The sequence below is a fragment of the Streptomyces sp. NBC_00236 genome, assembly GCF_036195045.1.
Lineage (GTDB): Bacteria > Actinomycetota > Actinomycetes > Streptomycetales > Streptomycetaceae > Streptomyces.
Genome location: NZ_CP108100.1, coordinates 289,767 through 315,576 on the forward strand (window position 1 = coordinate 289,767; position 25,810 = coordinate 315,576).

16 protein-coding genes are annotated in these 25,810 nt (G+C 70.9%); 8 read left to right on the forward strand and 8 right to left on the reverse strand.

Annotated features, from left to right (window positions below; translation table 11 throughout):
* Positions 1-10: 10 nt before the first annotated feature.
* The 4 genes from OG446_RS01355 to OG446_RS01370 form a co-directional block, all read right to left on the reverse strand.
* The gene (locus OG446_RS01355) at positions 11-970 is read right to left on the reverse strand and encodes a carbohydrate ABC transporter permease (RefSeq protein WP_328892249.1); all 960 of its coding nucleotides are present in this window, start codon (positions 968-970) and stop codon (positions 11-13) included.
* A 79-nt stretch (positions 971-1,049) separates the two neighbouring features.
* Positions 1,050-2,474, reverse strand: a complete 1,425-nt coding sequence (locus tag OG446_RS01360) for an extracellular solute-binding protein (protein WP_328892250.1) — start codon at positions 2,472-2,474, stop codon at positions 1,050-1,052.
* A gap of 214 nt (positions 2,475-2,688) precedes the next feature.
* Positions 2,689-6,978, reverse strand: coding sequence for a discoidin domain-containing protein (locus tag OG446_RS01365; RefSeq protein WP_328892251.1), 4,290 nt, complete (start codon positions 6,976-6,978; stop codon positions 2,689-2,691).
* A 605-nt stretch (positions 6,979-7,583) separates the two neighbouring features.
* Positions 7,584-8,078, reverse strand: coding sequence for a GNAT family N-acetyltransferase (locus OG446_RS01370; RefSeq protein ID WP_328892252.1), 495 nt, complete (start codon positions 8,076-8,078; stop codon positions 7,584-7,586).
* Positions 8,079-8,264: 186 nt separating this feature from the next.
* Between OG446_RS01370 and OG446_RS01375 the strand changes: the two genes are divergently transcribed.
* From OG446_RS01375 to OG446_RS01395, 5 genes are all read left to right on the forward strand, one after another.
* On the forward strand, positions 8,265-9,002 hold the full coding sequence (locus OG446_RS01375) for a 4'-phosphopantetheinyl transferase family protein (protein ID WP_328892253.1): 738 nt from the start codon (positions 8,265-8,267) through the stop codon (positions 9,000-9,002).
* A 46-nt stretch (positions 9,003-9,048) separates the two neighbouring features.
* The gene (gene pgm, locus OG446_RS01380; protein WP_328892254.1) at positions 9,049-10,689 is read left to right on the forward strand and encodes a phosphoglucomutase (alpha-D-glucose-1,6-bisphosphate-dependent); all 1,641 of its coding nucleotides are present in this window, start codon (positions 9,049-9,051) and stop codon (positions 10,687-10,689) included.
* Positions 10,690-10,810: 121 nt separating this feature from the next.
* A complete protein-coding gene (locus tag OG446_RS01385) occupies positions 10,811-13,162 on the forward strand; it encodes an FHA domain-containing protein (RefSeq protein ID WP_328892255.1) in 2,352 nt (783 codons plus the stop codon).
* Positions 13,163-13,171: 9 nt separating this feature from the next.
* Positions 13,172-13,753: a hypothetical protein gene (locus tag OG446_RS01390; protein ID WP_328892256.1), complete on the forward strand. Its 582-nt coding sequence runs from the start codon at positions 13,172-13,174 to the stop codon at positions 13,751-13,753.
* Entirely contained in the window at positions 13,753-14,784 is a 1,032-nt protein-coding gene (locus OG446_RS01395) for a serine/threonine-protein kinase (RefSeq protein ID WP_328892257.1), read from the forward strand. Before OG446_RS01390 ends, OG446_RS01395 begins: the two co-directional genes overlap by 1 nt.
* On the opposite strand, the gene OG446_RS01400 is transcribed toward OG446_RS01395, so the two are convergent.
* Complete coding sequence (locus OG446_RS01400) at positions 14,781-16,067, reverse strand: streptophobe family protein (protein WP_328892258.1); 1,287 nt, start codon at positions 16,065-16,067, stop codon at positions 14,781-14,783. The genes OG446_RS01395 and OG446_RS01400 overlap by 4 nt on opposite strands.
* Before the next feature lie 141 nt (positions 16,068-16,208).
* Between OG446_RS01400 and OG446_RS01405 the strand changes: the two genes are divergently transcribed.
* Positions 16,209-17,522 carry a DUF6777 domain-containing protein gene (locus OG446_RS01405; protein WP_328892259.1) on the forward strand — a complete coding sequence of 438 codons (1,314 nt, stop codon included), beginning with the start codon at positions 16,209-16,211 and terminating at the stop codon, positions 17,520-17,522.
* A gap of 126 nt (positions 17,523-17,648) precedes the next feature.
* On the opposite strand, the gene OG446_RS01410 is transcribed toward OG446_RS01405, so the two are convergent.
* Positions 17,649-19,529, reverse strand: coding sequence for a rhamnogalacturonan lyase (locus OG446_RS01410; protein ID WP_328892260.1), 1,881 nt, complete (start codon positions 19,527-19,529; stop codon positions 17,649-17,651).
* A gap of 205 nt (positions 19,530-19,734) precedes the next feature.
* Between OG446_RS01410 and OG446_RS01415 the strand changes: the two genes are divergently transcribed.
* The gene (locus OG446_RS01415; RefSeq protein ID WP_389257058.1) at positions 19,735-21,807 is read left to right on the forward strand and encodes a SpoIIE family protein phosphatase; all 2,073 of its coding nucleotides are present in this window, start codon (positions 19,735-19,737) and stop codon (positions 21,805-21,807) included.
* 78 nt (positions 21,808-21,885) lie between these two features.
* Positions 21,886-24,081 carry a hypothetical protein gene (locus OG446_RS01420; protein WP_328892262.1) on the forward strand — a complete coding sequence of 732 codons (2,196 nt, stop codon included), beginning with the start codon at positions 21,886-21,888 and terminating at the stop codon, positions 24,079-24,081.
* 97 nt (positions 24,082-24,178) lie between these two features.
* Here OG446_RS01420 and OG446_RS01425 read toward each other — a convergent pair whose 3' ends face one another.
* Both OG446_RS01425 and OG446_RS01430 read right to left on the reverse strand, forming a co-directional pair.
* Positions 24,179-24,664 (reverse strand): lamin tail domain-containing protein, encoded by a 486-nt coding sequence (locus tag OG446_RS01425; protein ID WP_328892263.1) that lies wholly within the window; start codon positions 24,662-24,664, stop codon positions 24,179-24,181.
* Between the two features lie 412 nt (positions 24,665-25,076).
* A complete protein-coding gene (locus OG446_RS01430) occupies positions 25,077-25,724 on the reverse strand; it encodes a DUF6629 family protein (protein WP_328892264.1) in 648 nt (215 codons plus the stop codon).
* Between the last annotated feature and the right edge of the window lie 86 nt (positions 25,725-25,810).

A 25,810-nucleotide genomic window follows, 5' to 3' on the forward strand; every position in this document is an offset into this window, starting at 1 on the left:
TGCTCCCGTCCTAGTCTTCGCTGCTGCGGCTCAGTCGTACGTACACCGCGGAGAAGCCCGCGAGGACGACGAGCAGGACGAGGCCGAGTGCCGCCGCGCTGCCGTAGTTGTTGAAGTTGAAGGCGTACTGGTAGATGAGGTAGACGACGGTGGTGGTGGAGCCCTCCGGGCCGGCGCCGTTGGTGAGCAGGAACGGCTCGGTGAAGACCTGCATCGTCGCGATGACCTGCATGAGGAGCAGCAGGGAGAGGATGAGCCGGGTCTGCGGGATGGTGACGTGCCAGACCTTGCGCAGCAGTCCGGCGCCGTCGAGTTCGGCCGCCTCGTAGAGCTCGCCCGGGATGCCCTGGAGGGCGGCCAGGTAGATCAGGGTGGCGCCGCCCATGTTCATCCAGGTCGCCGCGATGACGACCGAGAGCATGGCCGTGTCGGTGTCCTGGAGCCACTGCTGGGCGGGCAGGTGGAAGACGTCCAGGATGCGGTTGAAGAGTCCGTATCCGGGGTCGTAGAAGTACTTGAAGAGCAGCACGGAGGCGACCGGCGGCAGCATCACGGGGAGGTAGACCAGCAGGCGCAGGTAGCCCTGCCCGTGCCGGAACTCGTTGAGGACGACGGCGACGACGAACGGGACGACGAAACCGAGCAGCAGGGCCAGCACGGTGAACAGCAGGGTGTTGCGCCAGGCCTGCCAGAACGCCGGGTCGTTGAAGACGTAGGTCAGGTTGGACCAGCCGGCCCAGGTGGTCTTGCCGTCCTCTGTCTTCTGGAACGCCAGGATGAATTCCCGGACCATCGGATACCAGGAGAACAGCGAGAAGCAGAGCACCGCTCCGATCAGGAAGCCGTGTGCGGAGATGTTGCGGCGCACGGCTCGCAGGAAGTCCTCGCGGGCGGAGTCCCGGCGGGCGGGGCGTGAATGTCCTGGGCCGGGCGCGGTCGCCTTGCGGGAGGACAGGGTAGGGGCCGACATGGTGTGTCTCCTCGGTGCCGGTGAACTCAGGGGGGCCGGAGGCGGGGCCGGGTCCGCGTGACCCGGCCCCTCGCGTCCGTTACTGGTTCGCCAGAACCTGGTTGACCTGCTGCTCGGCGGTGGAGAGCAGCTTGTCGATGTCCGCGTCCTTGTTGGTCAGCACACCCGACATGGCGTTGTCGAGGATCTTGTAGATCTCCTGCGCCTTCGGCGGTTCGGCCTTGCCCGGAACCGGGTTGTCCATGAAGGCCTTGAAGTTCTCGACCGGCATCGTCGCATTCGCGGCGCGCGCGGCGTCGTCCTTGGTCTTGCTCTCGCCGAGGAAGAAGTTCGGCTGCGGCAGCCCGACCGGGAGCTGGTCGGCCTTGGTACGCGCCCAGTCGAACTGGCCCTTGCCGACCGTGAGGTTCTTGAAGTTGAGCCAGGCGATGCCGGCCTTGATCTGGTCGGGCGAACTGCCCTTCTTGATCAGGTAGTTGTTGCCGCCGAAGAGAGTGCCCTTGGCGCCGGGGATCGGGCCCAGGCCGAAGGTCTCGTACTTGGCGCCGAGCTGCTGCACCATGTAGGCGATGTCGTCGGGGGCGGCGAGGAACATGCCGAGCTTGTCGCTGGCGATCTGCTTCTGGAGGTCGCCCCACTTCAGCAGCTGGGTCTTGCCCATGCTGTCGTCCTCCCAGCGCATGTCGTGCAGCTGCTGGAGGACCTGCTTGCCGGAGGCGTCGTTGAAGGCCGCCTTCTTGCCGGACGCGTCGACGACGTCACCGCCGAGGCCGAACTGGGTGGCGGCGAAGTGCCAGCCGCCGTTGTTGCCCGCGCTGTACTCGCCGTAGCCGGAGATGCCCTTGCCCAGGCCCGCGATCTTCTTGGCCGCGGTGCGGACCTCGTCCCAGGTGGCCGGCGGCTTGTTCGGGTCGAGACCGGCCTCGGTGAACAGCTTCCGGTTGATCATCAGACCCATGGTGTAGTTGCTGGTCGGCAGACCGTAGAGCTTGCCGTCCTTGCGCGCCACGTCGACGACCTGGGTCTGTATGTCCCCCAGCGCGGGCACGGTCTTGTCCGTGACGTACGCGGAGATGTCCTCGGCACCATCGTTGTCCAGCACCTGCTGGAGGTCGCTGAAGTAGGCGTAGAAGACGTCGGGCTGCGACTTGCCCTTCAGCATGGCGGTGAAGCGGGGCGGCTCGTTGCACTGGCCGGGGGTGGACTTTCCGTTGATCGTGACGTTCGGGTAGGTCTTGTTGAACGTCTTGATGTCCTCGTTCCACTCGCGCAGCTCCGCGGCCTTGGCCGCCGGCGGCATGCAGTCGATCGAGATCGTCACCTTCGTCTTCGGATCGAGCGGGGCGGAAGGGTCGGACGATCCCTTGGACGCGCTGTTCGTGTCCTCGTCCTTGCTGCTGCTCGTTCCGCAGGAGGCGAGCGAGGTCAGGGCAAGTGCGGTGACAAGGGCAGCCGCGGAGGCACGGCTGATACGGCGTGTGCGGCGCAACCCAGCACTTCTCATCGATGGTCCCCTTTGGGCATGAGCGTGGATGGCCCTCGGCCGACTCTCTGCCGGGGCGAGGCACACTCAACCAGCGCCGACATGTGAGCGCAATATCTCGCGCAGTTTTCGTAAAAGTTTGACAGCACTTCGCACGCCACGTGCGGGGTCCGGTGCGCACGCAGCACGAGGCGCCGTCCGGCGGACCGGACGGCGCCCCTGGTTTCGGTGCCGGTTACGGGTTGATGTTGATCTTCATGGTGGACGTCGTGTTCTTCACGTCCAGGGCGTTGCCGCTGAGCCTCAGACCGTTGAAGGTCACCTCGCCGACAGCGGGCCCCTGGCCGGCCTCAGGCATCTCGTTGGCCCACAGTCCGAAGCCGGACCTGGCGTCGTAGGCGTCACCGCTCTTGCGTGCGCCGGAGATCGAGATGTCGGTCAGGATCGTGTCCTTGATCGGGAACTGGGGCTGGCCTCCCACGTAGTTGGTCTGGAACATGATGCCGCTGTACGTCGGGTCGACGATGTCCACATGGTTGATCCGGATGCCCTGGAAGACCTTGGAGGCGGAGAACAGCCAGATGCCGGGGAAGGTCTGCGACCCCCAGAAATGGCCTCCGGAACGGAGCACGGAGACGTTCTCGACCGTGGTCGGACCGGTCCCGAAGCCGTTCATCGGATAGCCGAAGTCCAGCGAGCTGACCGTGATACCGGAGTAGACCAGGGTGTCCGCGATGAGGATGTTGCGGAAGGTGTTGTCGTAGCCGCCGTAGACGGCGACGCCCGCGGCACGCCAGGTCAGCAGCGACGTGAGGTTCTCATAGACGTTGTTCTTCATGTCCGCGCCGCCGGAGTCGATGGCGGAGAACAGCGCGAAGCTGTCGTCTCCGGTCGCCCGGGACTCGTTGTTCACGACGTGGTTGTCCGTCGAGCCGTTGGTCATGTTGATGCCGTCGGCGAACGTGTTCCGGATGCGGGAGTTCCTGATGGTGATGCCGTCGGTGTTCGCGCCCCAGTAGAGGCACACCTGGTGCTCGTTCCAGACGTTGTCGATGACGATGTCCGAGACGTTGGAAAGGTCGAACACCTTGCCGGGTCCGTCGATGCGCGAGGTGTAGTTCCCGAAGTACGCGAAGTTCGCGAACGTCGAACCCTTGGCACTGGCCTCGGCACGGAAGCCGTTGTCGGTGTTCTCCTGGGACGAGGGTGCGAAGAACCTGGTGTACCAGGGCCCCGCGCCGATGACCTTGACGGCCTTCCCGTAGACCTGGAACTTGCTCGCGGTCTGGTAGTCGCCGGCCGGCAGGTAGACGCCCACCAGCTTGCCCGTGGTGTCCATCCGCACCTTGTCCAGGGCGTTCTGGACGTCCTGGTGGGTGAACCCCGCGGGAACGGTGTAGGCGGCCGCGTCCGGGTTCGGGATCTGGGTCGCCTGTTCCAGGCTGACGAAGTCGATCGCGTACGTGCTGGTGTTCGCCGCGTCCTTCTGCAGCCGGATCTTGCTGCCGGCCGGGACGGTCCTGCCCAGCAGCATGTTCGCCTCGTCGTAGATGTGCCGCGGCGAACCGGAGCCCGGGGAGTTGCCCGGACCGGTCTCGGCGCCGTACAGCCACGCGTACTTCGAGGTGAGGTCGATCGCCTTGAGGAAGGTGCCGTCCACGTAGACGTTCAGCTTGGAGTCGATGCCCCCGCCGCCCGCGGAGTCCGGGACGGAGAAGCGGGTCACCAGGGAGTTGGTGCTCGCCCTGGTGGTGAACTCCACGTAGTTGCCGGTGCTGTTGAGGGTGACGGCCTTGCGTCCTGACGCCTCGCCCGCGACGTCGCCGACGGTCCTGTTCGGTCCGACGACCTGCGCGCCGCCGCCGGTGACCCCGTCCTCCGCCTCGTACATGTCGTACGGCATGTTCGCGCCGCGTCCGACGAAGAGCGAGCTGGTGGTGGTGTTGTTCTCGCGCTTCACCGGGAGCTCGTTGGCGTCGTCGGCGATGACCGTCTTCACGGAGTACGAGCCGTTGGCCGCCGTCCAGCTCCCCAGATTCACCGGGGCGCTCGTCGCACCCGCGGCTATCGCCCCGGTGTAGGTGCCCGTGAGGGTCTTCACCGTGGCGCCCTTGGAGTCCAGCAGGGTCAGTGTGATGGCGTGGCCGCCCGAGGCGGACGCCACCGAGCCCTGGTTCTTGAGGGCCACGGAGAAGGTGACGTTCTGACCGGCGGACGGGGCCGACGGGGAGGTGCTGACCCCGGTGGAGACCAGGTCCGAGCTGGCGACCGGCTTCACGACCAGACCGGTCGTGCTCGTGTAGGTGTTGTCGGTCTCGTTCTGCTCGATGACCTCGCCTCCCGGGTCGGCGACCGCGCTCAGTGCGTACGTGCCCGCGTCACGCGCTCCGATGTCGGCGCTGACCTGGGCGGAGGCCCCGCCCGCCAGCGCGCCCACGGACGCGGTGGCGACCTTGGAGCCGCCGAGCCGGAACTCGACCTTGCTCGCCGGTGCCGCGACCGAACCGCTGTTGCGCACCGTCGCGGTGAGCGTGACCGGGTCCGACTCGACGGGCGCGGCCGGAGCCGACGTCACCGAGCTGACCTGGAGGTTCGGATTGGGCGCCGGGGCGCCCAGCACCTGGAACTCCGCGACCTGGCCGGCGCCCGAGCCGGTGTTGGAGTTGAACTTCAGCTGGACGTCGGCGACCCGGCCGCCGACCGGGATGGTCACCGTGTTGCCGCTGCCCGGGCTGAACGCGTAGTCCTTGGCCGCGACCAGGCCGGTGAACGCCGAGGCGCTCGGCTCCCGGCCGAGGACCTGGATGTTCTGGGTCCTGGCTCCCCAGCTGCTGTCCGGGTTGAGCTTGACGACGACGCTCTCGGTGTCGGCGTTGGCACCCAGCTTCACGGTCAGGGTGTTGGGGTAGCTGCCCCCGGCGCCTTCCCAGTAGGTGGTCACGCTGTTGTCGTTGGCGTTCTCCGCGACGAACGTGTGGACCACGGACGAGGCGGTGATGGGCTTGCCGATCGCGAGGTTGGACGCCGTGCCCGTGCTGCCGTTGCGGGTGACGGTGTTGCTGTCGCCCGACACGTTGCCCGCCGCGTCCTTGGCCCGGACGGTGTAGGAGACCGTGGTGCCTGCGGACTGGGTGTCCGTGTAGGTGGTGACATCGCCCGCGACGCTCTTGCGCAGCACGTTGTTGGCGTAGATGTCGTACCCGGTGACGGCCGTGTTGTCGGTGGAGGCCTGCCAGACCAGCTTGATCTGACCGGCGGTCGCCTCGGTGAAGCTCAGGCCGGCCGGTGCGGTCGGCGCCTGGGTGTCGCCGGTGTCCCCGGTCCGGGTCACGGTGTTGCTGTTCGCGGACACGTTGCCCGCCGCGTCCTTGGCGCGGACGTAGTACGACACGGTGGAACCGGCCGGGCGGGTGTCGGTGAACGTGGTGACATCGCCGGCCACGCTCGTCAGCAGCGCGTTGCCGGCATAGATGTCGTAACCGGTGACGGCCGTGTTGTCCGTCGACGCGTTCCAGGTCAGCCTGATCTGGCCGGTGGCCGGTTCGGTGTACGCCAGTTGCGAGGGTGCGGTGGGCGCCTGGGTGTCGCCCGACTCGGGTCCGTAGATCTCCAGTTCGGAGACCTGGGCGCCCGGCTGGACGGTGTTGGCGCTGACGAGCACGCGGACGTAGCGGGTGGTGGTGGCGTCGAAGGAGATCGTCGCCGTCTCACCGGCCGTGGGACTGAAGGTGTACGCCTTGGGCTGCGTCACGTCGCTGAAGTCGGTGCCGTTGGCGCTGCTCTGGATCTTCAGCGTCTGACTGCGGGTCTCCCAGCCGTCCGGCAGCCGAAGGACCACCCGGTCGACCCGTAGCGAGGATCCGAGGTCGGCCTGGATCCACTGGGGCAGGGCACCGTTGCGGCTCTCCCAGTAGCTGCCCGCGTTGCCGTCGTTGGCGTGGGCCGCGATGTACGTCTCGGTGTAGCTGCTGGCCGTGAGCGTGCGGCCGGTCGCGAGGTTCACCGACGACTCCGCCGCCGCGCGCACCTCCAGCTCGGCGAGCTGGCCGTTCTCCGACGCGGAGTTCGCGGTGATGTTCGCCCGTACGAACCGGGCCCGGGTGGCCGGGACGGAGATCGTCACCTTGTTGGAGCTGCCCGGTGCGAAGGTGTAGGCGGCCGAGGTCTTCAGCGTGGTGAAGCTCGTGCCGTCGGCACTGCCCTGGAGCGAGAGGGTCTGGCTGCGGCTCTTCCAGTCCGCGGGAAGCTTCAGGGTGACCTGGTCGATGCGGGTGACCTTGCCCAGATCGCTCTGCACCCACTGGGGAAGGGAACTGCCCGAGCCTTCCCAGTACGTCGACTGTTCTCCGTCGGCGATGTTCCCGGCGTCCCTGCCGCTGCCCGCACTGCTGGCGGCCGTCCGGTGACCGGCGGCGATGTTCGGGCCGCCGGCGGCCGACGCGTTGAGCGCCGGCCAGCCGACCATCAGCAGGCTGGTGGTGAGGGTGGCGGAAAGGATCCGCCACCGGCGGTGTCGCGTTCTCATTTGTCCCCGATCTCTTCGGCCTCGGCGCAGGGCGCGACCAAGGCGCGGCTCTGTCTGCGTACCCCTTGGCCATGACTTTCTGCACCAACGGGAATGGACTTTTGCGTTTTGCGGTCAGAGAATTGCAGAGAAGTGACGCCTCGTCCACTGCTGTGACACAGGAAGGAGACCGGGCTGACGCTCACATTCCGCCCTAACTCACCTGATGGGTCGGGCATTTGAGCGCACCTCAATCAGGAGATGACCGCATCTCCGCAACGCAAGCCATTTGCGCATTCATGAAAGGCGCTGAAAGGTGCCAGCTCACTGGGGAGGTAGGGCTCGGCGACCTGCCGCACGCTGCCCAGCACCTCCGGTGCCGCAGCCGTCTTCCTCACCGCCATCACCGGCCGCCCGGGCATCGCCCTGACCGGCATCATCTGCCCGGTACCCGGAACGAACCGGCTCCTACGCCGTCACCGACCCGGGACCGGCGGCCTCGCCGTCGCCGAGGCTTCGGCCGGGCCGCAACCCGCCCGGCCGACCGGTCTGTTCGGGCACTCCTCCACGACGAGCGGGGCCCGTACCCCCGGACCCCGCTCCTCGCCATCGGTCGTGCACACCCGTCAGCCCGCCGGGCTCCAGCGGTATCTGACGTCCGGCTCGTTCTCCTCGTTGCGGCTGCCGTCGTCGAACCCGACGGAGGTGAATCCATGGCGCTCGTAGAAGGCCCGCGCACCGGAGTTGCGCTGGAAGGTGTACAGGGCGAGCCCCTGCGGGCTGCACTCCCTCGCCTTCGCCAGCAGCAGGGTGCCGATCCCCCGGCGCAGCATGTCGGGTCGCAGATAGAGGTGTTCCAGCTCATCACCGTCGACCGAGACGAAGCCGACCGGCTCTGCCGCTCCCCCGCCCTCCCGGACCTCGGCCACCCAGACGTCCGTGCCGTGCAGGACGACATGGGTCATCCAGCCAAGTGTCGCCTCGTCACTGTGCACCCTGGGCAGGTAGGGCATGGCCGCGGCACGCGAATCCAGGAAGAGGCGGGTGAGGCGGTCGGCGTCCTCGACCCGCGCCTCCCGCAGCAGTGCCGCGTCCGGGTGCGGGGGGCTGTCCGACGACATCCGTGGTCTCCTGTCCTGAGGGGCCGGGCGACCCGGGAGTCCGCCGCGGCTCGCGGACGGGGTGAACCGGCCACCCTGTGATCGAACGTACGTCCACCCCTGTCCGGATCTCCATAGGATATCGGTGACCGCTCCGCCGTGACACGTCCTCACGGCGCCCGCCCCGGCGAAGGAATCGACCCAACGGTGTACCAGCCCAACCTGTTCGCGTTCCCCGAGGACGGCCACCGGATCCCCGCCCCCCACTTCCCGCCCGGCTCGCCCGCGCTGTGGCTGGTGGACGCGGAACGGCAGAGCGGGCAGGCGCAGCTGCTCGCGCCGGGGATCCTGGACGCCGGCGAACTCGACAGGGCCGCACGCCTGGTCGTCCCGGCCGACCGCAGGTGCTACGTCGCCGCGCACGTGGCCCTGCGCCTGCTGCTCGGGGCGCGGCTGGGCGTCACTCCCGACGCCGTACGCCTCACCCGGGAGCCGTGTCCGTCCTGCGGTGGCCCGCACGGCCGTCCCGCGACCGACGGCGGTGTGCACTTCTCCCTTTCGCACACCCGCGGGGTGGCCTTGCTGGCGTTCGCGGACACGCCCGTGGGAGCGGATGTCGAGCTCGTCCCGAAGCCCGAAACCGTGTCCGAGATAGCGGGTCAACTGCATCCGGCGGAGTCCCGCGAACTGGCGGAGCTTCCCGAGGAGCAGCGCCCCGCCGCCTTCGCCCGGGTGTGGACCCGCAAGGAGGCCTATCTGAAGGGTGAGGGCATCGGCCTGGCCGACGGCCTCGCGGCCGAACACGTGGGCACCGGTCCCCGCCCCCGGCCGGGCCCCGCGGGGTGGACGGTCACCGACGTCGGGGTCCCTGCCGGCTACGCGGCGGCGGTGGCGGTCCGCGCGGCGGGGCAGCCGCCCGCCCGTGAGGGCGAGCGGCGAAAATGACGGGGCGGGCAGATCGCACGGAACGACCGATACGGAGGAGTGGCAGATGCCGCAGACACGAGCCGGGCAGCAGGCACGCCCGGAAGACCTGACCGATGTGGCGCGGCTGGTGACGGCGTACTACACGCTGCACCCCGATCCCGCCGAACCGGGGCAGCGGGTCGCCTTCGGCACCTCGGGGCATCGCGGGTCGTCGACGGCCACCGCGTTCAACGAGGACCACATCGCGGCGACGAGCCAGGCGATCAGTGAGTACCGGGCACAGCGGGGCACGGACGGGCCGCTCTTCCTCGGGGCCGACACCCACGCGCTGTCGGAACCCGCGCGGGTGACCGCCATCGAGGTGTTCGCCGCGAACGACGTGACCGTGCTCATCGACGCCGCCGACGGCTACACACCGACCCCCGCGGTCTCGCACGCCATCCTCACGTACAACCGGGGCCGCACCTCCCACCTCGCCGACGGGGTGGTGGTGACGCCCTCGCACAACCCGCCGGGCGACGGCGGGTTCAAGTACAACCCGCCGAACGGCGGCCCGGCCGGGTCGGAGGCGACCGGCTGGATCCAGGAGCGGGCCAACGAGATCATCGCCGGCGGCCTCAAGGACGTCCGCCGCATGCCGTACGTCCGGGCGCTGGCGGCGCCTTCGACCGGTACCTACGACTTCCTGGGCAGCTATGCGGCGGACCTGCCGTCCGTGCTCGACCTGGACGCGGTGCGCGCGGCCGGCGTACGGATCGGAGCCGACCCGCTGGGCGGCGCGTCGGTCGCGTACTGGGGCCGCATCGCCGAGCAGCACCGGCTCGACCTGACCGTCGTCAATCCGCTCACCGATCCCACCTGGCGCTTCATGACGCTGGACTGGGACGGCAAGATCCGGATGGACTGCTCCTCGCCGTACGCGATGGCCTCGCTGATCGGGCAGCGCGACCGTTTCCAGATCTCCACCGGCAACGACGCCGACGCCGACCGGCACGGCATCGTCACCCCGGACGCGGGGCTGATGAACCCGAACCACTACCTCGCCGTGGCCATCAACTACCTCTACACGCACCGGGACCAGTGGCCGGCGGGCGCGGGCATCGGCAAGACCCTCGTCTCGTCCGGCATGATCGACCGGGTCGCCGCCGATCTCGGCCGGCGGCTGGTCGAGGTGCCGGTCGGCTTCAAGTGGTTCGTGGACGGTCTGGCCGACGGGTCGCTCGGCTTCGGTGGCGAGGAGTCGGCCGGGGCCTCGTTCCTGCGCCGCGACGGATCGGTGTGGACGACGGACAAGGACGGCATCCTGCTGGCCCTGCTCGCCTCCGAGATCCTCGCGGTGACGGGCGATTCGCCGTCCCAGCACTACCGGGCGCTGACCACCCGCTTCGGTGAGCCTGCCTACGCCCGGATCGACGCCCCCGCGGACCGCGATCAGAAGGCCGTACTGGCACGCCTCTCCCCCGAGCAGGTCAGCGCCGACACCCTGGCGGGCGACCCGGTCACCGCCGTCCTCACCTCGGCGCCGGGCAACGGGGCCGCGATCGGCGGCATCAAGGTGACGACGGAGAACGCCTGGTTCGCGGCGCGCCCCTCGGGCACGGAGGACGTCTACAAGATCTACGCGGAGTCCTTCCACGGCACGGAGCACCTCGCCCGTGTCCAGGAGGAGGCGAAGGCCGTCGTCTCCGCAGCCCTGGACGCCTGACGGAAACCGTCTCCCTCCGCACGGGCCGGTGCGGAGGGAGACGGTGCGGCTCCTTGCCCGCACGCCCCGCACACCGCCGACTGGTCGGGCACATAACCGTACCGGTCGATAGAATTCGGGCATGGGAGAGCCGCCGGCCGCACCGACTGCACCCGAACTCGTACTCGAAACCGATGCAGGACCCACGGTGATGAGTCCGGGCCGGGAGTACCACGTCGGACGCGACCCCTTGAGCGACATCGTGATCGACGACGTCCGGGTCTCGTGGCACCACGCGGTGCTCAGGGCGCCGGACGGCCACTGGTCGATCGAGGACGAGGGCAGCACGAACGGCACCTACACCGGTGGCCGGCGGATCCACGCATCGGATGTCGGCCCCGGCACCCTCATCCGCTTCGGCCATCCGGAGGACGGGCCGCGGGCCGTACTGAAGGTCCGGCCCGCACCGGCGCCCATGCCCGCGCCGGACCGCCCGTCCGCCGTCTCCGTGCCCGCCGCGACCGGCACGTTCCGGCAGCCGACCACCGTACGGCCGCTGCCGTCCCGCACCGTCCGGATCGGCCGCGGATCCGGGAACGACCTGGTCGTCGACGACCTGAGCGTCTCCCGCCGCCACGCCGAGTTGCTGGCCCATACGGACGGCACGTACGAGATCGTCGACCTCGGATCGCACAACGGAACCTTCCTCAACGGTCAGCCGGCCGACCGCGCTCCCGTCTCCCCCGGAGACATCGTCGGCATCGGCCACTCCGCCTTCTGCCTGGTCGGGGACACGCTGCAGGAGTTCGTCGACACCGGTGAGGTGTCGCTCGACGTCCAGGACCTGGCGGTCACCGTCGACAGGGGACGCAAGACGCTGCTCGACCACGTGGCCTTCCCGGTCGGCCAGAAGTGTCTCCTGGGGGTGGTGGGGCCCAGCGGCGCGGGCAAGTCCACGCTCCTGAACGCCCTGACCGGACTGCGCCCGGCCGACGAGGGGACCGTCCTCTACGACGGCCGCGATCTTTACCACGACTACGCCGAACTGCGCCAGCGCATCGGCCTGGTGCCGCAGGACGACATCCTGCACGCCCAGTTGACCGTACGCAGAGCGCTCGGTTACGCGGCCGAGCTCCGTTTCCCGCAGGACACCGCCAAGTCCGAGCGCCAGGAACGCGTCACCGAGGTGGTGCGCGAGCTCGGGCTCGAACAGCGCGCGGGCCAGCCGATCCACAGTCTCTCCGGGGGCCAGCGCAAACGGGTGAGCGTGGCCCTGGAGCTGCTGACGAAGCCGTCGCTGCTCTTCCTCGACGAGCCGACGTCGGGCCTCGACCCCGGCATGGACCGTTCGGTCATGCACATGTTGCGCGGGCTCGCCGACGACGGCCGCACGGTCATCGTCGTCACGCACAGCGTCCTGAGCCTGGACGTGTGCGACCGGCTGCTGGTCCTCGCGCCCGGCGGGAAGATCGCCTACTACGGTCCGCCCGGGGACGCGCTGGCCTTCTTCGGATTCGCCGAGTGGCCGGAGGCGTTCGAGGCGTTCGAGAACGACCGCGACCGTCCCTGGGCCGAGGAGTTCGCCGCCTCCCCCTTCCACCGCCAGTACATCGCCAACGCCAGCTCCCAGCCCCGCCTGCCGCACGCCGCGGCCGCGGAGGTCGCCCCGCCTCCGAAGACCCGCAGCTGGGGTGCGCAACTGCGGACCCTCGTACGGCGGTACGCGGCCGCGCTCGGCGCCGACCGGACGTTCCTCGTCATCATGATCGCGCTGCCGTTCGTGATGGGCGCCATGACACGGGCCCTGGCCGGAAGCAGGCTGACCCAGGAGACGGCGATGAACGCCCTGCTCATCCTGTGTGTCGGCGGCGTCCTGACCGGCGCCGCCAACGCGGTCCGGGAACTGGTCAAGGAACGGGTGATCTACCAGCGCGAGAGAGCCGTCGGCCTGTCCAGATCCGCGTATCTGATGTCCAAGGTCGTGGTGCTGGGCACCATCACGGTGCTCCAGGCCGTCGTGCTGACCCTGGTCGGTCTCGTGGGCGTCGATCTCAACGCCCCGGGCGGGAAGGGGGTGCTGCTGCCACCTCTGGCCGAAATCACCCTGACGGTGGCGCTGTTGTCCTTCACCGCGATGATGCTCGGCCTGCTGGTGTCCGCGCTGGTACGCAAGGAGGAGGTCACCATGCCCCTCCTGGTGCTCCTCGCGATCGTCCAGGTCGTCTTCTGCGGCGCGCTGCTGAAGCTGCACGGTGTGCCCGGTATCGAGCAGTTGTCCTGGCTGATCCCCTCCCGCTGGGCGCTGGGCGCCATGGCGGGGACGGTCGGCCTGTCGAGGATCGTGCCCGGGAAGCTGACCGCGGACCCCCTGTTCGAGCACTCCGCCGGCATCTGGCTCCTCGACATGGGGATGCTGGTGGTGCTCTCCGTCGTCTTCGGATTCGCGGTGGCCCGGCTCCTGCGCCGGCACGAGCCCGCCATCATGCGGAAGTAGGAGCGGCCCATGGAGACCGAGGACTTCCGCCCCACCCATGTCGTCCCCCAGGACGGGCTGCCCGCCTGGGAGGCGCCCGACGTGTCCCGGCCGGCCGAGCCCCTGGACCCGCTGCTTCCCGTGCAGCTGCTCGACCGGCGCGGCGACTGGGGCCAGGTCCTGTGCGCCAACGGCTGGTCCGCCTGGGTCGACGGCCGGCTGCTCGTCTCCGTACCGCACGACCCGCCGCAGGCCGGACAGCCGATGGCCCGCACGGCGGACCCCCGGCCGCTGCTCGCCCGCGTCCAGGAGTCGCTGGACCGCTTCCGCCGGGCATCCGAGGAACTCGTCGAGGGCCGTATCGACGGCGAGACCTTCCGCCGACGCACCCAGGGGCTGCGGGCCGGAGTGGTCGTCGACGGCGAGGCCGTGTGGCTGTTCGACGCGGAGCACGAACGCTGGGTGTACACGGACGGGACCCGGCTGACCACCTACGCGGCGCGGTCCGGCCCCGGCCGGCCGAGCAGCGCCCCGGCGGACGGCTCCGGTGCGGAAGCGACCCGGCTCGTCGACCCCGGCACGCATCCGCGGACCCGGCCGGGTGACGGGTGATGGCCCCCGCCACCGGCCCTTCCGGCGATCCCGCGCTGCCCACCGGGCGGCCCTCCGACCTGATCGGCCGGCAGATCGCCGACTACCTGGTGGAGGGCGAGATCGGGCGCGGTGGGATGGCCGTCGTCTACCGGGCCAAGGATCTGCGCCTGGACCGCACGGTCGCCCTCAAACTGCTCGCCCCGGAACTCGCCCGCAACGACACCTTCCGCAAGCGCTTCACCCATGAGTCGCGGGTGGCCGCCGCGATCGACCACCCGCACATCGTCCCGGTCTTCGAGGCGGGTGAGACCGAGGGCATCCTCTACATCGCCATGCGCTACGTCGCCGGCCAGGATCTGCGCGCCCTCATCGACCGGCAGGGGCCGCTCCCGCTGGGCACCGCGGTCCGGATCGCCGCCCAGGTGGCGTCCGCCCTCGATGCCGCTCACGATCACGATCTAGTGCACCGGGACGTCAAGCCGGGCAACATCCTGGTCGCGGCCGGCACGGACAGCGACCATCCGGAGCACGTGTACCTGACGGACTTCGGCCTCACGAAGAAGTCGCTGTCGCTGACGGGGTTCACCTCCGTGGGCCAGTTCGTCGGAACGCTCGACTACGTGGCGCCCGAACAGATCTCGGGCCGTCCGGTGGACGGGCGCTGCGACGTCTACAGCCTCGCGTGTGTCGTGCACGAGACGATGGCCGGCGCCCCGCCGTTCCAGCGCGACGACGACATGGCGCTGTTGTGGGCCCATCAGTTCGATCCGCCGCCGGCGCTGACGGGGCTGCGCCCCGATCTGCCGGCGGCCATCGACGGGGTGCTGGCGAAGGCCCTGTCCAAGAGCCCGGACGACCGCTACGACTCGTGCCTCCAGTTCGTGGCCGCGCTGCGTGCCGCGGCGCGGGGCGAGGTGGGGGGCGGGGTGAGGGACGGCCATCCGCCGACGCAGGTGGACCGGAGGGTCGGCACCTGGCAGTCGGGGCCCGAGCCGCCGCCCGCCCCGCCGCGGTGGGCGTTGCCGGTGTTCGGCGGCGAGAGGCCCTAAGCGCTCTCCGGATCCACCTCACCGCGCCGGTGGACGCGGACGGCGAGCAGCCCGCCGAGGAAGCCGGTGACGAGCCCCCACAGCACGGCGATCCCGAGCGCGCCCCACAGCCGCGGTCGCAACAGCACCTCGCCGCCCAGCCCGCCGCCGAGGTCGCCGAGGCCGAGGAGGGACAGACCGTAGTGAGCCGAGATCCGGACGAGCAGGCACACGGCGAGCACGGTGAGGCCGAGGGCCACCGCCATGTGCACGGCGTGCTGCCATGGACGCGTCCGGGCCGGTGAACGCGTGGCCATCAGGAACGCGGCCGCCAGGGTGAACAGCGCGGCGGCGACGACGCACCACCAGACGCGGCCGTCCTGCTCGGCGAGCGTGGAGACGTTCAGCGTGGAGAGGTCCGGTGTCCGCAGGACGGAGTCCAGTACCTGCGGCATCGGCAGTCCGAACGGCCCGTCCACCTTGCCTTCCCAGGACGCCCCGAGGCCCAGGGTGAACACCAGCCAGACGAGGTTGGGCAGTCCGAGCAGGATCACCGCGAACGTCTCGGCGGGATGCCCGCGGGTCACCACGACGACGAGCGCGATGACCAGGCCCACCAGCACGTACGCGAGCAACAGTGCCACCGTCGCGTACGCGGCCGGGCGCACCGTTTCCTGGAAACGCACCAGCCGTGCGGGGAGCGGCGCGCCGCTCGCGACGAGCAGGGCCAGGACGAGGACGCCGGCCAGCCAGAGCAGGCCGAGGACCAGGGTGAGCGGGATCTCGGCGCGGAACCCGACCCGCGGCGAGGCGTCGAGCACGTCGCCGATGACGCCGCCCGTCGGATCGGCCGCCGGAACCTCGAAGGTCTGCCGGGCCAGGAGGGACAGCGCGATGAGCACCAGGAGCCACAGCGCGGCGATCCGGCCGGCCCATCCGGCGAGTTCGCGGGTGGTGGCGACGGCCCGGTGACGCAGCGGGCGAAGGAATCCGGCGGCGAGGACGAGCGCGCCGACGAGGGTGACCGAGAGTGGCAGCACCGAGATGTCCGCGTGCGTCCTGGCGAGTTCCCCCGCGTTCCCCGACAGGGCGACCGATCCGCCCGCCGCCATGACGACCACGGCAGCGACCACACGGGGGAAGGAACCGCCGGGCAGTTCCGCGGCGCCCGCAGCCCACAGGCCGAGGGCGGCGGTGACGCCCATGACCAGCAGCCCGGCGAGGACGGTCAGGAAGGCGTCGCCCCAGCCGTGCGCAGACCGCGTTCCCGTACGGTCCCGGCCGTCCGATCCCTGTGTGCTCACGGGCCCACGCTAGGCAGGCGCCAGGCGCTCCGCCCCTCGGGTGGGCCGACCGCGTCGGCTTGCGGGTCGCGCGGTGAGCGGGCACACAATGGCTGATACCTGAAGAATTCGGTAACGATCCTGGCGTGGGAAAGAAGAACCGTGAGTGACCAGCCGCCGTCGTCCGGCCGCCCCACGGGGCCGCCGTCGGGACCGCTTTCGGGTCCTTCGCAGGAGGGGCCCGTCCCGCCGCCTCCCGAGCGTCCGTCCGGCCCGCCTGCGGGTCCGCCCTCCGGCGGCGGCCATGACGGACCCCCCGGTCCCGGCGGTCCGGGTGGCCCGGGCGAGACCCCGCAGGGCCCGGGCAACGCCCCGCGTACCCCTTGGTGGCGGTCGGTGCCGAAGGTGGCGACGATCGCCGTCGCCCTGGTGGCGGCGGTGGTGCTGACCGTGGTCCTCACCCGGCCGGACGGATCGGACCAGGCGGGCGGGGAGGTGTTCCTCCAGGCGGCGGGATCGACCGGCCCCGATCCGTTCACCGGTTCGACCGCACGCAGCAGCGCCGGGGACGCGACGCCCACCGCCGTACCGAGTCCGGTGGCGAGCGCCTCCCGTGCCCGGTCCAACGTCACCCAGGGCGTGGACGGTGCGGCCCCCGGCCTGTACGGCGGGACCCGCAAGGTCTCCTCCTGCGACGTGGAGAAGCAGATCACCGCCCTTGCGGACCAGCCGGCCAAGAACAAGGCCTTCGCCTCGGTCGAGGGCATCGCCCCGTCGGGCGTCCCGGCCTATCTGCGCGCCCTCACTCCGGTCCGGTTGCGGCTCGACACCCGCGTGACCAACCACGGCTACGAGAACGGCTCCGCCACGAGCTACCAGGCGGTCCTCCAGGCCGGCACCGCGGTACTGATCGACGACCGCGGAGTGCCCAGGGTCCGGTGCGCCTGCGGCAACCCGCTGTTGCCACCGGTCGCGCTGAGGGGAAACCCGCAGCAGAAGGGCGAGGCGTGGCCGGGCTACCGGGCCGGAGAGGTCGTGGTGGTGGAACCCGCCGCACAGCCGGTGAACGTGTTCGTCATGTTCGACCCCGAAACCGAGGGCTGGTTCGAGCGGGACGCGGGCGACACGGGTGCCGGCGACAAGAAGACCGGTCCGCCCGCCGAATCGGACTCCTCGCGGTGTCCGCCACGGTCCGGCGGCGGTTCGGCCGAGCCCTGCCCGTCGGATCCCTCCTCACGTGCCCCGTCGTCCGGGAAGCCGTCGTCACCCCCGACGGAGCCCGGTGAGTCGACGGAGCCGCCCCCGCCGCCCCCTTCGTCCGAGGAGCCGCCCCCGTCACCGCCGCCGACTTCCGAGGAGCCCCCGCCGACCTCGGAGTCGGCCCCGGAGCCCGCGGCTCCGCAGACCGGGGAGTCCGACGCCCCACCGCCCGCCCCGCCGGCGTCCGGTGACGGGACGGCGGACGGGGCGGCGTAGGGCACGGGTCCTCCCGGTCAGGAGACGGCCCGCCCTCGGGCGCGCATCGAGCCCCGCCGGCCAGGAACGGCAGGGCACCGAGCACCCGTACGCGGCAGCCGCCGTCTCATGCGCCCAGGACGTTCCTCAGGGCGTCGACACGGTGGGCCGCGGCGCCGTCGCCATCCCGCTGCCGATGAAGAAGCCCGGGTGCGGGGGCTGGTTGTACGCCGTGTTCTGCCAGGCCAGGGCCGTGCGGTAGGTGGTGTCGTGGAGCAGCGTGGTGATCTTCGTGCCGGTCTCGTACGGCGTGGAGTAGATGCGCAGTGCGGTGTTGTTCGTCGTCGCCCAGACCACTTCCTCGCGCCAGTCGCCGAACAGGTCGCCCGAGATCGCGGGGGTGGCCTTGGTGCCGTTGTTGGAGTGGACCGACGCCCCGGTCAGCTGCCTGGTGTCGCCTGAGGTGCCGTACTTGTCGATGTGGGTACCGTCGAGGAGTTCCCGGGTGGTGTCGCCGTCCCACCAGGACAGGAAGTTGGCGCTGGAGGGCTTGCGGCTCGCGACGACGGCGCCCTTGGGGTTGCGTACCCCGTCGACCGCCGACGACCAGGACTCGGCGCCGGCGCTGCCGGACCAGATGTCGTCGCTGACGCCTCGTCCGTTGTCGCCGGCGGCGGGCGTCGACCAGATGATCTGGCCGGTCCTGGCGTCAGCCATCCATGACGAGGGTTTCGAGCTGTCCTCGTCGACCTTGAACTCCTCGAGTCCGGATCGGGACGGGTCCAGGTCCCCGACGTGCATGGCGTCGCCGTGGCCGTTCTTCGTCGTCCACAGGGCGTTGCCGTTGTCGTCGACGGCCATGGCTCCGTAGACGATCTCGTCCTTGCCGTCCGCGTCCACGTCGGCGACGGACAGCTGGTGGTTGCCCTGGCCGTCGTATCCCTTGCCCGAGTTGGTGGAGCTGTTGGTGTCGAAGGTCCAGCGCCGGGTGAACGCCCCGCCCCGCCAGTCCCAGGCGGCGATCACCGTGCGGGTGTAGTAGCCGCGGGCCATGATCAGCGAGGGCCGGGCTCCGTCGAGGTAGGCGGTGCCGGCCAGGAAGCGGTCGACGCGGTTGCCGTAGCTGTCGCCCCACGAGGAGACGGTGCCACGCGCGGGGACGTAGTCGACGGTGCCCATGGCGGCGCCCGTCTGCCCGTTGAACATGGTCAGGTACTCGGGTCCGGACAGGATGTAGCCGGAGGAGTTGCGGTGGTCGGCCGACGCGCTGCCGATCACTGTTCCCCTGCCGTCGACGCTGCCGTCGGCGGTCTTCATCGCGACCTCGGCCCTGCCGTCACCGTCGTAGTCGTACACCTGGAACTGGGTGTAGTGAGCGCCGGAGCGGATGTTGCGGCCCAGGTCGACGCGCCACAGCCGGGTGCCGTCGAGCTTGATGCCGTCGACGATCGTGTTGCCCGTGTAGCCGGACTGGGAGTTGTCCTTGGCGTTGGTGGGCTGCCACTTCAGTACGAAGTCGAGTGCGCCGTCGCCGTCGAGATCACCGACCGAGGCGTCGTTGGCCTCGTAGGTGTAGGCGACGCCGTCGGGGGTCGTGCCGCCGGCGGGCGGGCTGATGGGCACGTCCTTGTAGCCGCTGCGGAACTGGATCGCGTGCACGGAGTCGCTCTGCTCGACGCCGCCGACGACCGCCCGCACCGTGTAGTCGGCCGAGTTGGGGGCCCCGGCGTGGAAGTAGTTCGTCGAGCCGGTGACCGGTGAGGCGTTGACCTTCGTACCGGCGCGGTAGACGTTGAAGGACACGTCGTCGGCGTCGGTGGCCAGCCAGCGCCAGCTGATCAGGTTGCCGGCGTCGGTGTGGACGCTGACGACGCCGCGGTCCAGCGCCTCCGCCTGGCGCGCGGTCGCGGCGTGCGAGGTCTGACCGGTGACGATCAGTCCGGCGGCGGCCAGCACGCCTGCGGTGAAGGCGCCGATCAGGGTACGGGTGCGGCGGCCGCGGGGGGATCGGGGATGCTCAGGAGCCACGGTACGTGCCTTCCGGAGTGGGGGTGTCGGGTACCCCTCAGTCACCGCAGGGCCCGGAAAGGTTGCCGTCGGGGCGCACCGGATGTGCGCGGCGGTCCGGCTTCACCCGTCTGCCGCAGTGCGGTGGCGGGCCCGGCGGGGTATCCGCAGGCTGTCGGCAGAGCTGCCGATTCGCAGGGGCGGCGGAGCCAGATGGGGGTGCGACGTGCCGGACACCGGTGCACCGGTCCCGGGGACGCCCTCGGCCGTTGGGATGACGGACGCCCTCCTGGACACTCTGTTCAGCCAGTCCGCGGTGGGACTGCACGTGCTGGACACGGACTTGCGCGTGGAACGGGTCAACTCCCTGTCCGACGCGGTCTCGCCCGAGCGGATCGTGGGACTGCACTTCACCGAGGCGTACCGGCTCGATGCCCCCGAGGAGTCGGAGGAACTGCTGCGCGGTGTACTGGAGAGCGGCGTGCCGGTCCTGAACCATGGGATCCGCGGGCAGCTCATGGGCGCGCCCGGGCCCGACCGCAGCCTGACGGTCACGGTCCACCGCCTCGACGACCCCTCCGGCCGGCCGCTCGGACTGCTGGCGGCCGTCGTCGACGTCACCGAACGGGAGAAGTCGCGCGAGCGGGTGGACGCCCTGGCCGCCGTCCGCAGGAATGTAGGGCACTCCCTCGACATGGAAGCGATCTGCGAAGGGTTCGTGAGAGCACTCGTGCCCCGGTTCGCGGACTTCGCCGTGGTCGAGGTGGTGGACGACGTACTGCGCGGTTCGAGCGCACCGCTCAGCCCGTTGCGTTCCGATGTCCCTCTGCGCCGCGCGGCGCAGCTGGGGACCGGCGGGGACACCCCGGTGGGCATGACCCGGCAGTTGCCCGCGGGCACGCCGTACGCACTCGCCGCCAACGATCTGCGGCCCCGGCTCGTCCAGCTCGGCCCGGACACCCCGTGGCTGGACTCGGACCCGGTCGCCGGGCACCAGGTCAGGGCGATCGGCGCCCACTCCCTGATCGTGGCTCCGCTGAAACTGCACGGGGCCTTCCTCGGCCTCGTGAGCATGTACCGCTGCCCCGGCTCGGAGCCGTTCGAAGAGAGGGACCTCACCTTCGTCCTGACGGCAGCCGCCCATACGGCGCTGAGCATCGAGACCTCGCGGCGCTATGCGCGCGACCATGTGATCGCCTCGACGGTCCAGCGCAGACTGCTGCCGCAGTACAACGGCGCCCGGATCGCCGTCGAGACCGCGCATGTGCTGCTCCCGGGGCGCAACAGCGGCTGCTGGTTCGACACCATCGGGCTGTCCGGCGCCCGGACCGCGCTGATCATCGGGAACGTGGCCGGGCACGGACTCCAGACCGCCATCACCATGGGGCAACTGCGGACCGCGCTGCACGCCCTGGCCGGTCTCGACCTGGATCCCGACGAGGTTCTGGCCCGCCTCAACGACACGGCCGACCGCCTCGCCCGGGAGCGCCGGTCGCTCCCGCCGGGTGACTCGCTGCACCGCCAGCCGCTGACGGCGACGTGCATGTACGCCGTCTACGACCCCTTCTCCCGGACCTGCACGGTCGCGCGGGCGGGGCATCCGGCGCCGGTCGCCGTCGATCCGGACGGCCGCCCGATCGCCCTCGACGTGCCCGAGGGGCCATCTCTGTTCTCGGACGACAGTGCCCCGTTCGCCACCGCGACGGTCGAACTCGCCGAGGGCAGTGTGCTGGCGTTCTTCACCGGTGCCCTGCTCTCCGACGACCGGTCCGTGACCAGGGTCCAGGACGCGCTCGCCTATCCGGACCGCCCTCTGCAGGAGCTGTGCGACGCCGTCGTCTACAACATCCCCGCCGAGGTACACCCGGATGGTGCCGCCCTGCTGCTCGCCCGGACGGGCGTCGTCCCGCCCGACCGGGTCGCCACCTGGGAGCTGGCGCACGACCGGACCACGCCCGCCATGGCCCGGACCCTGGTCCGCGACCGGCTCGAAGGCTGGAACCTCGGTGAGGAGACGATCGAGGCGACCGAGCTGATCGTGAGCGAGCTGATCACCAACGCGGTCCGCTACGGAACCCCGCCCCTGCATCTGCGGCTCCTGCTGGACCGCACCCTCACCTGCGAGGTCCACGACACGAGCCCGGTGGCCCCGCATCTGCGTCACGCCCGCACCGTCGACGAGGGCGGCCGCGGCCTGTTCATCGTCTCCCAGCTCGCCACCCACTGGGGCACCCGGTACGGCGTCGACGGGAAGGCCCTGTGGACCGAGCAGGAGATCTCGCCCGACGCCGTTTCCTGACGGGGCGGCACGCGCCGTGAACGGGGCCGTGGAAGGCTCCGGCTCGCAGCATCGCCCGGGGAGACGGAGCATGAGGGCATGGGCACGGGCATGGAGACCTTCCGCGGGGAGCCGCACCCCCTGCGCGCCGTCGCCTTCGTGCTGGCCGCCCTGTGCACGCTGGTGATGGCCCTGACCGCGACCGCGCGCTCCACCTTGGTCTCGCCGTCCTTCTACCAGTCGGTGCTCGACGACCAGAAGGCCTACGACCGGTTGTACGACGAGGTCCTCGTCGATCCCGGGGCGTCGGGTGTGACCAGGGATCTCCTCGCGCGGCTGCCGGTCCCCGAGGCGATCATCACCTCGAACATCAAGGTGGTGCTGCCGCCGGAGAAGGTCCGGGACCTGACCCACCAGCAGATCGACAGCGTGGTCGGCTACCTGCGCGGCGACGTCGACACGCTCAGCCTGACCGTGGACCTGCGGCCGGTCGCCGACAACCTCGACGACCTCACCCAGATCTACTTCGGCGATCTCGTCGCCTCGCTGCAGAACCGGGCCGAGCCCGACTTCGCCGCCTTCTCGGCCGATCTCGTACGGGCGCTGGAGGGTCTGGCGGCCGGGCGGATCCCGGACGGTCTGCCGGCGCTGCCGCTCTCGGCCGCACAGGCCGAGCAGGCGACGGACGCGCTGCTGCGGTCCGTGCCGGCGGAGAGCAGGGCGGCGCTGCGCCCGGAGGTCTCGGTCGCACTGGCCGAGGGAGACGTGGCCACGGCGCTGGCGGCCGTGGCACCCGGAGCGGTGTCGGAACGGACCAGGGCCTCGGCGGCCGGGCTGCGGGCCACGGTCGGCGACGGCACCTGGGACGTGACCCAGGCGCTCGCCGCGTCCGGGAACGGTCTCGACGCCGTCCACCGGGTGCGGGCCGTGACGCACGAGGGCCTCGGTCTGGTGGAGGCGATCGCCACCGTGCTGGGCGTGGGGTCCCTCGTCGTCCTGTGGTTCGCCTCCGCGGCCGGTTCCGGCAGGCGGCTGGCGGTGATGGGCTGGGCCCTCGCGTCCGGTGCCGTCCTCACGGTGCTCGTGGTGCTGCTCGCACGCCTGCTCACGGGCGGACGGGTGGTGACCCCGCCGGGCTCCTGGCCGGCCGGCGTCACCGTGCTGGTGGACGACCTCCAGCACGCCGCCTTCGACCGGATCGCCGTCACCGCGCTGACCGACGCACTGGTTCTCCTCGTCGTCGGAGCGCTTCTGGTGGCGGCGGGCCGGGTCGTCCGGGCGCGGCCCCGGGCCTCGTTCACGACGCTCCGGGCCCGCGGCCTGGCCGCGGGGGCCGGCTGCGCGGCGATGGCGGGGGTGCTGCTCGTACCGCTGGGCGTGAACCCGTCCGTTCCGCGCGCCTGTCAGGGCAGTGCCCGGCTGTGCGAGCTGCGGTACGACGAGGTGGCGTACGTGACCTCACACAACGCCAATGCGACGACGTACGACCGCTTCATCGGGCCGCTGCAGGACCCCGGCATCACGGCGCAGCTCGACGCCGGTGCGCGGGCCCTGCAGATCGACACGTACCACTGGGAGACCTCCGGGGAGATCACCGAGCGGCTGGACACCCCCGACTTCTCCCCGGAGCAGCGAAGGCTCATCGCCTCGGCGATCGACCGGCTCAACCCTCCGCGCGAGGGCCTGTGGCTGTGTCACGCCGTGTGCCGGGCGGGGGCGATCGAGCTGGTGCCGACCCTCACGGCGCTGGGCACCTGGATGCGGCAGCATCCGAGCGAGGTCGTCACGCTGATCGTGCAGGACGCGATCAGCGGCGAGGAGACCGAACGGGCCTTCCGGCAGGCGGGGCTGGACGACCTCCTCCACACGCCGGACCCCGACCCGGACGAGGCGTGGCCGACGCTGGGCGAGATGGTCGACAGCGGCCGGCGGCTCGTGGTCTTCGCCGAGCAGGCCGACGGGCCGGCGCCCTGGTACCGCAACTTCTACCGGTACGGGATGGAGACGCCGTTCGCGTTCCGCTCCCCCGCCGACATGACCTGCGTCCCGCACCGCGGCGACACAGGCAAGCGGCTGTTCCTGCTGAACCACTTCATCACCGCCGCGGGCGGCAGCCGGCTGGACGCGGGGAAGGTCAACGCCCGTGACTGGGTGCTGGACCGGGCCCACCGGTGCGAGCGGGAGCGAGGCAGTCCGGTGAACTTCGTCGCCGTCGACTACACGACGATCGGCGATGTCCGCGGGGCGGTGGCGGCGCTCAACGAGGAGCGGGCGGAGGCTGCCGGCGCCTCGTGACGGACAGGGGTGCGGCGCACCACGGAGGTCGGGCCGTGGTGCGCCGCGGTCAGGACGCCGGCGGCCGCCCCGGGTTCAGTGGGCGGCAGCCGACGGGTCAGTGGCGGCCGCCGTGGCGGTGACCCCAGGACTTGGAGTCGACCTTGTGGCCGTGCGCGTCGCGCAGGGTCGCCGTGTCGCTGCGGTCCCAGACGTAGCGGCGGAGGTCCTGGTAGACGTCGGTGCGGGAGTCGCGGCCGATACCGGTGTGCACACGAACCGAGGAGCGGCCCGGCAGACGCAGGTCGAACCGGTAGGTGCGGCGGCTCTCGTCACGGAGGGTCCAGCCGCGCAGGTTGACCGAGTGGCGGCTCGTGTTGGTGACGGTGACCCATTCGCCGTTCAGGCTCCGGTTCGAACCGTTGTCGCGGCCGGGGCTGTTGTACTGGATCTCGCCCAGAACGACGGCCGAGCGATGGGAGTGACCGCGTCCGTGGCCGTAGCCGTGGTCGTGGTCGTCTGCGACCGCCGGGAGGGCGGCGGCGGCCACCAGCGCGCCGGAAGCGAGAACAGCAGCGGTGATCCGTCGTGCGGAACGGGACATGAAGACCCCTCAAGTACAGGCCCGGGCCATGCGGTCCGGGCGTTGTTCGGCCCCGGCGTGGTACCGGGAAGGCATACTTTGACCGGGTTGCCCGGTGTCGGGTGACCAACCGGAGCCGTGTTACGAGATGCGGACATTTCCGTCACACGCGGTTGTACGCGACATGCACCGAAACCTCCGGGTACCTGTCAATCACTGGCCGCTGCACCCACCCGCACGGCACCGGGTTGACGGAAGCCGGCGCCGGAAGGGCCCCCCGCCGCACCGGGACCCGCGCCCGGCCGGTCCGGGCCCGGCATCCGTAACAGCGACGTCACGGCCGGATCTGAACGCCCGTTCCGTTACCCCGGGAAAGCAGCACGAAGGTTCCCTCGAACATCGTCCGGAGATCCGGTCACGTCCGGCTCGTCCGTCATTCCCCGGCCGCGCGGGCAGGGCGGCCCGCGGTCCCGGCCCGGCGCCTCCCGGACCAGCCGAGCAGGACCACCGAGCAGACCGCGGCGAAGGCGCACCAGGTGGAGATGAACTCCAGCCGCCACAGCGCGGCGCAGACCGCGGCCCCGCCCGCGACGAGCACGCCGAGCCACACCAGCACCCGGTCGCCGGACAGGAGCAGCGATCCGACGGTGGCCAGGAGGTAGCCCGCCACGAGCAGTCCGGGCCGCGGCAGGTCGAGGACGTACCCGAGCGTGTGGCCACGGATCTGCGCCGTCACCGGCCGGGCCGCCAGGCCGTACGCGAGGACCGCCGAGGTCGCCGCCCCCGCCGCCACCGGCACCGCGAGCCTGCGCCGGGCCCGCGGCGGAGCCGCGCACAGCACGCCCAGCGGCACCCACAGCGCCAGGACCGGCAGGGCGATGACCGCCCACGCGACGGTGGCCGGCCCCGTTCCGCCGTCCGCGCGCCAGACCACGGACTCGATGACCTGGTGGGCTCCCAGGAGCAGCGGCAGCGCCGCGAGCGGAAGGTCCCGGGCCCGGCGGGTGCGGAGCACGCACGCCGCACCGATCGCCGAGATCGCCGTGCCCGCGACGAGGTCGGCGGTCGCACTCCAGCACATGGCGTCACCCAGGGGTTTCTCGTCCGTGGCGACCGGTCCGGGCCGCGGCCGCTCCCCCGTCACGCTACGGCCCGACCCGGCGGGTG